The 9,358-nt window shown below is 60.3% G+C and carries 8 protein-coding genes and 3 tRNA genes; 5 read left to right on the forward strand and 6 right to left on the reverse strand.

The window, feature by feature from the left end; all coding sequences use genetic code 11:
• Positions 1–52: 52 nt before the first annotated feature.
• The 4 genes from VL598_RS13875 to rph all read right to left on the reverse strand — a co-directional run bounded on the left by VL598_RS13875 (position 53) and on the right by rph (position 2,863).
• A tRNA-Ser gene (locus VL598_RS13875) sits at positions 53–142 on the reverse strand.
• 60 nt (positions 143–202) lie between these two features.
• Entirely contained in the window at positions 203–1,417 is a 1,215-nt protein-coding gene (hemW, locus tag VL598_RS13880; RefSeq protein WP_325327311.1) for a radical SAM family heme chaperone HemW, read from the reverse strand.
• Positions 1,417–2,097: an RdgB/HAM1 family non-canonical purine NTP pyrophosphatase gene (rdgB, locus tag VL598_RS13885; protein WP_325327312.1), complete on the reverse strand. Its 681-nt coding sequence runs from the start codon at positions 2,095–2,097 to the stop codon at positions 1,417–1,419. Before rdgB ends, hemW begins: the two co-directional genes overlap by 1 nt.
• 25 nt (positions 2,098–2,122) lie before the next feature.
• Entirely contained in the window at positions 2,123–2,863 is a 741-nt protein-coding gene (gene rph, locus VL598_RS13890; protein WP_325327305.1) for a ribonuclease PH, read from the reverse strand.
• A 269-nt stretch (positions 2,864–3,132) separates the two neighbouring features.
• Between rph and VL598_RS13895 the strand changes: the two genes are divergently transcribed.
• The 4 genes from VL598_RS13895 (at position 3,133) to VL598_RS13910 (ending at position 7,508) form a co-directional block, all read left to right on the forward strand.
• The gene (locus tag VL598_RS13895) at positions 3,133–4,056 is read left to right on the forward strand and encodes a YicC/YloC family endoribonuclease (protein WP_325327306.1); all 924 of its coding nucleotides are present in this window, start codon (positions 3,133–3,135) and stop codon (positions 4,054–4,056) included.
• Between the two features lie 3 nt (positions 4,057–4,059).
• A complete protein-coding gene (gene gmk, locus VL598_RS13900) occupies positions 4,060–4,764 on the forward strand; it encodes a guanylate kinase (protein WP_325327307.1) in 705 nt (234 codons plus the stop codon).
• A 60-nt stretch (positions 4,765–4,824) separates the two neighbouring features.
• On the forward strand, positions 4,825–5,028 hold the full coding sequence (gene rpoZ, locus VL598_RS13905; RefSeq protein WP_325327308.1) for a DNA-directed RNA polymerase subunit omega: 204 nt from the start codon (positions 4,825–4,827) through the stop codon (positions 5,026–5,028).
• A gap of 101 nt (positions 5,029–5,129) precedes the next feature.
• Positions 5,130–7,508, forward strand: a complete 2,379-nt coding sequence (locus VL598_RS13910) for a bifunctional (p)ppGpp synthetase/guanosine-3',5'-bis(diphosphate) 3'-pyrophosphohydrolase (protein WP_325327309.1) — start codon at positions 5,130–5,132, stop codon at positions 7,506–7,508.
• 102 nt (positions 7,509–7,610) lie between these two features.
• Here the strand turns inward: VL598_RS13910 and VL598_RS13915 are convergent.
• Both VL598_RS13915 and VL598_RS13920 read right to left on the reverse strand, forming a co-directional pair.
• Positions 7,611–7,687, reverse strand: a tRNA-Arg gene (locus tag VL598_RS13915).
• Positions 7,688–7,759: 72 nt separating this feature from the next.
• Positions 7,760–7,836, reverse strand: a tRNA-Arg gene (locus tag VL598_RS13920).
• 192 nt (positions 7,837–8,028) lie between these two features.
• On the opposite strand from VL598_RS13920, the gene greB reads away from it, so the two are divergent.
• Positions 8,029–8,592: a transcription elongation factor GreB gene (gene greB / locus VL598_RS13925; protein ID WP_325327310.1), complete on the forward strand. Its 564-nt coding sequence runs from the start codon at positions 8,029–8,031 to the stop codon at positions 8,590–8,592.
• Positions 8,593–9,358 lie beyond the last annotated feature (766 nt).

The following is a 9,358-nucleotide window of genomic DNA, read 5'->3' on the forward strand; positions in this document are numbered from 1 at the left end:
TTGTGGGAGGATTTTGCGAGAGGCCCGCCAGATAAGGCGTTCGGGGATTTTCTGGCGGAGGGCGTGGGATTCGAACCCACGAAGGCCGTAAAGCCTTGCCGGTTTTCAAGACCGGTGCATTCAACCGCTCTGCCAGCCCTCCGAGCCCGCGATTGTAACTCGAAACGCGGAGATTTTCGCGACGACGGCACATTTAACACGTTTAATCGTCGCTATCGCGCAAAAAAAGGGCCTGCAGATCGTTGAGAAAGCGCAAACCTAGCGGCGTCGGCGCGATGCGCTCGAAGTCGCGCACGATCAATCCACGTTGCTCTGCTTCCCCCAATGCGGGCTCGATCAAAGTCATCGACAAGCCTGTTCGCTCAACGAATCGATGCACGGGAAAGCCTTCGGTGAGCCGCAACGCATTCAACATGAACTCGAAAGGCAGATCGTGTGGCCCGACCTCGTGCTCTTCCTGCACGGGCGTGCCCGCGCGTGTCTGCTCGATGTACATGGCCGGCTGTTTGTAACGCACTTGCCGGAGGATTCGGTGTGCGAACGATAGCTTCGAGTGCGCGCCGGCGCCGATGCCGAGATAGTCGCCGAATCGCCAATAGTTGAGGTTGTGTTTGCACTGCCGGTTCGGCTTCGCGTAGGCCGAGACTTCATAGTGCTCGTAACCGGCCTGGGCCATCCGTTCTTGGATCCAGTCCTGCATGTCGGCAGACGTATCGTCGTCAGGCAGCGCGGGCGGGTATTTGGCGAACAGCGTATTGGGCTCGAGCGTCAGGTGATAAAGCGAAAGATGCGGCGGCGCAAACGAAAGCGCCATCTCGATCTCCGCGCGACACTCCTCCAGCGTTTGCTGCGGTAGCGCGTACATCAGATCGAGGTTGAAGTTGTCGAAGTGCCGCGTAGCGATCTCGATGGCGTGGCGCGCCTGCCCGCTGTCATGGATACGGCCGAGGGCCTTCAAATGTCTGTCGTCGAAGCTCTGGATGCCGATCGACAGTCGATTTACGCCGCTCGTACGAAACTGGGCGAACTTGTCCGCTTCGAAGGTGCCGGGGTTGGCCTCGAGCGTGATTTCGGCGTCGGCATCGAGGGGCAGCAGCGCTCGAACGTCCGAGAGCAGCCTGTCGAGTCCGCGCGCGGACAACAGGCTCGGCGTGCCTCCGCCGATAAAGACGGTATGCACCCGGCGTCCCCAGACGAGCGGCAAGGCGCGTTCGAGATCGGCACGCAGCGCATCAAGGTAATCGTCCTCGGGGAAGCGATCGCCTTTCCATTCATGCGAATTGAAATCGCAGTAAGGGCACTTGCGCACACACCACGGGAAATGGACGTAGAGCGCGAGCGGGGGAAGCGAGCTCAGATTGATCTTTCCGGGGGAGAGAAACGTGTGAACGACGCCGTCGCGGTCGGGGCTTGCCATCATGCCTCCCGCCGATCCGCCGCAAGGGAAGAGCGCGAATCATCGTGAGGGGGCCGATTCATCTCGACAAGTTGCGCAAGCAACGCGCGCAGCGCAAGGGCGCGATGACTGTGCGTGTTTTTGACAGCGGGTTCAAGCTCCGCCACGCTCGCGCCCAACGAGGGCAGAAAGAAGTGCGGGTCGTAGCCGAAGCCGTTTGCCCCGCGCGGCACATCGAGGATCTCGCCATGCCAACGTCCTTCGGCGATGAGCGGCTCGGGATCGTCTGCATGCCGTACCATCACGAGCACGCAGTAGTAGTAAGCACGTCGATCGGCTTTGCCTTGCAACTCCGCGACTAGGCGAGCATTGTTCGCCGCGTCGCTCTTGGGGCCGCCCGCTACTTGCGCAAAGCGCGCTGAGTGCACGCCGGGCGCGCCGCCGAGCGTGCGCACACACAGGCCTGAATCATCCGCAAGGCTGGGCAGGCCCGTCAGCCGCGCCGCGTGCCGGGCCTTGGTCAACGCATTTTCAACGAAGGTGGGATGCGGCTCTTCCGCCTCGGGCACCCCGAGGCTGCCCTGCGGCACGAGTGCGATTCCGGCAGCGCCGAGCAGCGCCTCGAATTCGCGCAGCTTGCCGGCGTTGTTCGATGCCAGCACCACGCGAGCGAACGCGTGCTCGCCCGCTGTATGCGCAATCGAACTATCTTTGAGGTCGCTTCGCTCAGTCACGCTTCATCTCCAACGCCGCCTTCTGCTTGTCGACCAATTGCGCGATGCCATGCTGCGCGAGATCGAGCAGCGCATTCATCTCGTCACGCGAAAACGGTACGCCTTCCGCTGTGCCCTGTACCTCGACGAAGCCGCCGCTGCCCGTCATCACAACGTTCATGTCGGTGTCGCCATGCGAGTCTTCCTCGTAATCGAGGTCAAGCACTGGGATGCCGTCGTAAATCCCGACCGAAATCGCTGCGACATAATCGGTGATCGGTGACGTTTCGATCCGGCCCGCCGCAAGCAGTTTCGTGACAGCATCATGTGCCGCCACGAAGGCTCCGGTGATGCTTGCCGTGCGTGTGCCGCCATCAGCCTGGATGACGTCGCAATCGACATGCAACGTGCGGGGGCCGAGCCGCTCGAGATCGAATACCGCACGCAGTGCGCGCCCGATGAGCCGCTGAATTTCCTGTGTGCGGCCTGTCTGCTTGCCGCGCGCGGCTTCGCGGTCGCTGCGCGTGTGCGTGGCGCGCGGCAGCATGCCGTACTCGGCGGTGAGCCAACCTTGGCCGCGCTCGCGCAGGAACTCCGGTACTCGTTCCAGCACGCTCGCCGTACAGATCACCTTGGTATCGCCAAATTCGACTAGCACCGAGCCCTCCGCGTGTTTCGTATAGTGGCGCGTGATGCGGACTTCACGCAATGCATTGGGGCGGCGTCCGCTTGGACGTTGAACGGTATCGGTCATGATCGGGATTTGGGCAGGGGAAAGGAAACCAGGATTTTACCGCCGCGCGCAAGCAGCATCACGGTAAGCGCTGTTGGTCGGCATCGGCGGGAGCGCAGGGCAAAAATGGGATAATGCGCCTTTCACGCCCAAGCGCGGCTTCGCTAGCAGCCAGACCACGCGGAAGTCTGCTTGAAACACGCGGCACGGCTTTCGATGGCGCTCGACAAACAGCGCGCCGGGCGGCTCGATCAACTGGCCGGAAAAACGGCCTCAATCGCGAGATGACGATGATTTACAGCATGACAGGCTATGCGAGCGCCACTCGCGAGATCACGGTGGCAGAAGCGACTGGAAACATGAGCGTCTCGGTCGAATTGCGCACAGTGAACTCGCGTTTTCTGGACCTGAATTTCCGCATGCCTGAGGAGGTGCGCGTTTGCGAGCCGGCACTGCGCGAAATGCTGATGGCGAAGCTCTCGCGGGGCAAGGTAGACATCCGCATCAATGTTCAGCGCAGCGAAGAGACGCCGAGCGCGGGTGCGCTCAACGCCGATGTGCTTGCGCAACTCGCGCAGCTCGAGCAGGCAGTCCTCGATAAATTCCCCGGCGTCGAGCGCATGCGTACGGGCGAGATTTTGCGCTGGCCCGGCGTGCTGATGGGAAGCGACGCATCGGTTGATGTTCTGCGCGATGCAGTACTCGGCTGCGGTAAGCGGGCGCTGGCCGATCTGATCGAGGTCCGCGGGCGAGAGGGCGCGCAACTTGCCACGATGCTGCTCGGCAACGTCGCCGAAATGGAAGCGATCCTGCAGCGCATTGCGCCGCTCGTGCCCGAGCTCATCGCAAAGCATCAGCAAAAGATTGTCGAGCGCCTGCAGGAGGCACTCGGCCTCGCCGCGCCGGATTCGGTTGCGACGATCGTATCAAGGGAGGAAATCGCTGAGCGGATTCGTCAGGAGGTGACGATGTACGGCATTCGCATCGATATCGCCGAAGAGCTTTCGCGGCTCGCGGTGCACCTGACAGAGACGCGTCACGTGATCGAGAAGGGCGGCAAGGTGGGCAAGCGGCTCGATTTCATGATGCAGGAGCTCAATCGCGAAGCGAACACGCTCGGCTCGAAAGCGGCGGCCAAGGAGCTCGCCGACGCCTCGATGACGCTCAAGCTGCTGATCGAGCAGATGCGCGAACAAGTCCAGAATTTGGAGTAATGCATGACCGACGCTACGCCCGAAAACCAAGCCCCGCGCAGTGCGGAGAAAGCGCCGCCTAACCCGTACGCCGGCGCTTATCCTGGCAATCTCTTCATGGTGGTCGCGCCGTCCGGCGCGGGTAAATCGACGCTCGTCAATGCGTTGCTTGCCAACGATCCGGCGATCCGCTTGTCGATCTCCTATACGACGCGCAAGCCGCGGCCAGGCGAGCACGATGGGCAGCACTACCACTTCACGACGGCCGACGAGTTTCTGACGCAGCATGCCCGCGGCGAGTTTCTCGAAAGCGCGGAAGTACACGGCAACTACTATGGGACGTCGCGCCTGTGGATCGAAGAACAGATGAAGAGCGGTCACGACGTCCTGCTCGAAATCGATTGGCAGGGCTCGCAGCAGGTGAAGAAGCGGTTCCCCAATGCCGTCGAAATTTTCATTCTGCCGCCGTCACTCGATGCGCTCGAAGTTCGATTGAACAAGCGCGGCCAGGACGAGCCCAACGTCATCACGCGCAGGCTGCTGGCGGCCGGCGGCGAGATGGCGCATGCTAGCGATGCCGAGTACGTCATCATCAACGAGCACTTCGAGCGCGCGCTTGCCGAATTGCAGTGCGTCGTCGAGGCGACACGGCTGCGCTTTGCCTCGCAGTATGCGCGCCACACCGAGCTTTTCTTCGAGCTCGGCATCCATCTGCCACATACCGAGTAACGGCGGCCGGTGGCGCAGTTACGGTAGAATAAGCAACATATCAAGAAGGAAGTCCCGAACATGGCTCGCATTACTGTCGAAGATTGCCTGAAGCAGATCCCGAATCGTTTCGAGCTGGCGCTGGCCGCGACCTATCGCGCCCGGCAGCTGGCGCAAGGGCATACGCCCAAGCTCGAGAGCCGCGATAAGCCCACCGTCCTCGCGCTGCGCGAAATCGCGTCGGGGCAGGTTGGCGTCGAGATGCTGAAGAAGGTGCCTGTCTAAAGCATCAAACCCGCGAGTTGCGGCGCCTCGGGTGCCGCCCGGTTTGCCCCCTGGTCAAGCCAAGCGTCTAACCTGTCCAGTAACGTTCAACGGAGGCGAACATGAGCAACGCCCCATCGTCTGCCTCCGCCGCCACCGAGGCGCTGCATCTCGAACGGGAACAGGATTCACCGGGCGCCGCGCGCAAGTACATCGACGCCGTCCTCGAGCAGTCCTTCCGCCATCTGTTCGGGCCGACGGCCACACCCGAGCAGCCCCGCAAGCACGACGTCGTCTCCATTGCGAGGCTCACCTCGATGCTCGCCGGCTATTTGAGCCTGGAAGAGATCAAGGAGGTGAAGGCCGCCTTCCACTTCAGCGATGAAGCTCATCTGGGGCAATATCGCCAGAGCGGCGAACCCTACATCACACACCCTGTTGCCGTAGCCGAGACCTGCGCGGGCTGGAAGCTGGACGCTCAGTCGATCATGGCCGCGTTGCTTCACGATGTCATGGAAGACCAGGGCGTGACGAAGGCCGAGCTTGCCGAGCGGTTCGGCGCGAAGGTCGCCGAGCTGGTTGACGGATTGTCGAAGCTCGACAAGATGGAGTTTCGCAGTCGCGAGGAAGCGCAGGCCGAAAACTTCCGCAAGATGCTCCTGGCGATGGCCCGCGACGTGCGCGTCATTCTCGTCAAGCTTGCTGATCGGCTGCACAACATGCGTACGCTTGGCGCGGTGCCCGCTGAAAAGCGCCGGCGCGTTGCCCGTGAGACGCTGGACATCTACGCGCCAATCGCGCATCGGCTGGGTCTGAATAACACTTATCGCGAGCTGCAGGATCTCAGCTTCGCGAACTTCAACCCGCACCGTTATGCGACGCTTGAAAAGGCGGTGAAAGCCGCGCGGGGCAATCGGCGTGAGGTGGTCGGCAAGATCCTTGAATCGGTGCAGCGAGCGATTGCCGACGCCCACATCGATGCCGAGGTCACCGGCCGCGAGAAGACGATTTTCAGCATCTACAAGAAGATGCGCGATAAGCAGCTCTCGTTCTCGCAAGTGCTCGACGTCTATGGCTTTCGTGTCGTCGTTGGCTCGCCGCTCGAATCTTATACCTGCATCGGCGCGCTGCATGCGCTTTATAAGCCGGTGCCGGGTAAGTTCAAGGACTACATCGCAATTCCCAAGGTCAACGGTTATCAGTCGCTGCATACGACGCTTGTCGGCCCCTTCGGTGCGCCGATCGAGTTTCAGGTGCGTACGCGCAAGATGCACGAGATCGCGGAGGCGGGCGTCGCGGCGCATTGGCTATACAAGAACGGCGGCGCCGATCTGAACGACGTGCAGAAGCGCGCCCATCAGTGGTTGAAGTCGCTGCTCGACATTCAAAGCGAAGCGGGCGATTCGAGCGAGTTCCTCGAGCACGTCAAGATCGACCTTTTCCCTGATGCTGTCTACGTCTTCACGCCAAAGTCAAAGATCATGGCGCTGCCACGCGGCTCCACGGCGCTCGATTTCGCATACTCGATTCACAGCGATCTCGGGAATCAATGCGTGGCGGTCAAGATCAACAACGAGCTGTTGCCGCTTCGTACCGAGCTGAAGAGCGGTGATATTGTCGAAGTCATTACGGCGCCATATTCGAAGCCCAACCCGGCATGGCTTGGATTTGTAAGGACCGGCAAGGCCCGCTCGGCGATCCGTCACTATCTCAAGACGATGCGCCTGAATGAATCGGTGCAGTTGGGTGAGCGGTTGGTCGACCAGAGCCTCAAGGGTTACGGGTTGGCGCTAGCCGACGTCGAGCCGGAAATCTGGGACAGGCTTGTGCAGTGGACGGGCAACAAGAATCGCCAGGAGATCTTTGCCGACATCGGTCTTGGGCGGCGTGTCGCCGCCGTGATGGCCAAGCGAATCGAAGTGCTGATCAACGGCCGCGAGTCGGACGAAGAGCATCCTCGCGCCGATCACGCCAGCGCCCCGCACGCGCCGCCGGTCGTCATCACGGGGACCGAAGGGATGTCAGTGCAGCTTTCGGCCTGCTGTCGGCCAATTCCGGGTGATGACATCATGGGCTATATCGGTATCGGGCTCGGGATGGCGATTCACACTACCGATTGCCGCGTGGCACAGCGTATTCATAGGCGCGATCCCGGTCGCTGGATCGACGTGGCATGGGCGCCGCAGCCAGGGCGTCTTTTCGACGTCGCCATCAAGGTGCTCGTGAAGAACACGAAAGGGGTGTTTGCCCGCGTGGCTGCCGACATCACATCGGCCGATGCCAATATCGTCCATATCGCGATGGATGAGGATTTGTCGCATGAGTCGACGTTGTTGCGGTTTGTGATTCAGGTGAGCGACCGCGTGCACTTGGCAAACGTCATGCGCCGTGTGCGCACGAATCCGGACGTCATCCGAATTGCGCGTGAGCGGCCGAGTGAAGATGGCCATCACCGGCATGACGGCGGTATGCGAATCGAGCGCGAGCGCGCCGATTATTGATCGATCCAACGCCTGTCACCGAATCGAATCGGTGATGGGTGAGTCGAAAAAGTGAGTCGAAAAAGATAAAGGGCCTCCCGAGGGAGGCCCTTTATTCATGGGTGGTGCGGCTGGCAGGATTCGAACCCACGACCCCTTGGTTCGTAGCCAAGTACTCTATCCAACTGAGCTACAGCCGCACGCTAAACGGTTATTTCTCCGCAAGTTGCGGTGAAATAAAAGAGCCTTCGGTGAGAAGGCTCTCAAAAAATTGGTGCGGCTGGCAGGATTCGAACCCACGACCCCTTGGTTCGTAGCCAAGTACTCTATCCAACTGAGCTACAGCCGCACACAGAAGCGAAATTATAGCAAAGTTCTAAAAAAAGGGAAGTGTTTCGAACGTGTTTTCGTACGATTTGTGTGCGGACGATCAGTTCTGTGAGGTGTGCGGCGCTCCGGCACGTCTTCTCACGCTTTCTATCGGCCGCGCCGATCGTGTACGCTTGAGTGTCGACCTAATGAACGTTATGTGTTTGACACCATGAACAAGGCCTTTGTAAAAGAGTCGAGCGACGACATTGATGACGAACTCGAGATCGCTCAGCCGGACGCGCCGGCCGGGACTCGGAACTACATCACACCCGCAGGGCATAAGCGCTTGCGCGATGAGTTGCTGCATTTGATTGATGAGGCTCGGCCCGAGGTGGTCAAGCTCGTGTCCTGGGCTGCCTCTAATGGCGATCGTTCTGAGAACGGCGACTACATCTACGGGAAGCGTCGCTTGCGCGAGATCGATCGCCGCATCCGCTTTCTGACAAAGCGGCTCGACATCGCTGAGGTGGTTGATAGCAGCAAGCAGGAAAATCTCGATCAAGTGTTCTTTGGGGCTACCGTCGAATACGCGACGGCCGATGGCCAGACGCATACGGTTACCGTCGTCGGCGTCGACGAGGTGAATCTCGAGCGCGGCCACGTCAGCTGGATCTCGCCGATTGCGCGAGCCCTGCTGAAGGCACGCATCGGGGATGCTGTCACGCTGCATACGCCAGCGGGGCCGGAGCCGATCGATGTGCTCGATGTGCACTACCCGCCGAGCACGACGTAGATCGAATGTTGGTCGGAACCGCTGCGTGCACCCCAATCGATGCTATTCGACGATCCGCCCATGAGTTGGGCTGACAGGGTTGGCGCTGGCGTCACTGCATAACGTCGATTTATTTCGTAGCTGTTGAAGCGAAGCGAGCTGCCGGAGGTTAGAGCTAGTCCCAGCATTCCTGCTGCTGGGCAACGTGCTCGACACTTGCGTTTGAGTAAAGACGAAGCCGACCATTGCCCGACCGAATGTGTAGTTCAGTCCGATGCCCCATGTGCGCTGAGCAGCGCGGAGAAGGGGCCTTCGGTGACGGCGCCACTCGTATTCGCAACCGAGGACAAGGGCACCGTCGTGGCGCCTTTTTTGTGACTTGCGAAGAGGGAGTGCCTCCAGTGCGGCATCGCAATCAGTATTACAACCGTTCGAAATAGCTTTCCTACCATTCGTTCGAATGTAGGGATCTCCTTGCGGCGCCACACTCATTTCTTTTCGCGCAATAATATCTTGCGCGTGTCGAAATTATCGAAAAGTGGCTCAGATCGCCTCGCCCAGCAACGGTTCTCGAAAGGCCCGGATACGCTGAACGGGCGCTGCGGGTGCCCAAATGCGGAGTTTCTGCCGCAGGCAGAAAGGAGGTCGCAAGGAATAGAGGGCTAGGCCGTGACAGATTGTTGAGCGAAGGGAAATAAAGGATTGTTCCGTGCGTCGATGATCGGGGCGGGACACATTGCTACACTGACGGCGCTGCTCGAAAGAGCAGACTTTTTCGCAGTGTCGA

Source organism: Trinickia sp., from assembly GCF_035492435.1.
Lineage (GTDB): Bacteria > Pseudomonadota > Gammaproteobacteria > Burkholderiales > Burkholderiaceae > Trinickia.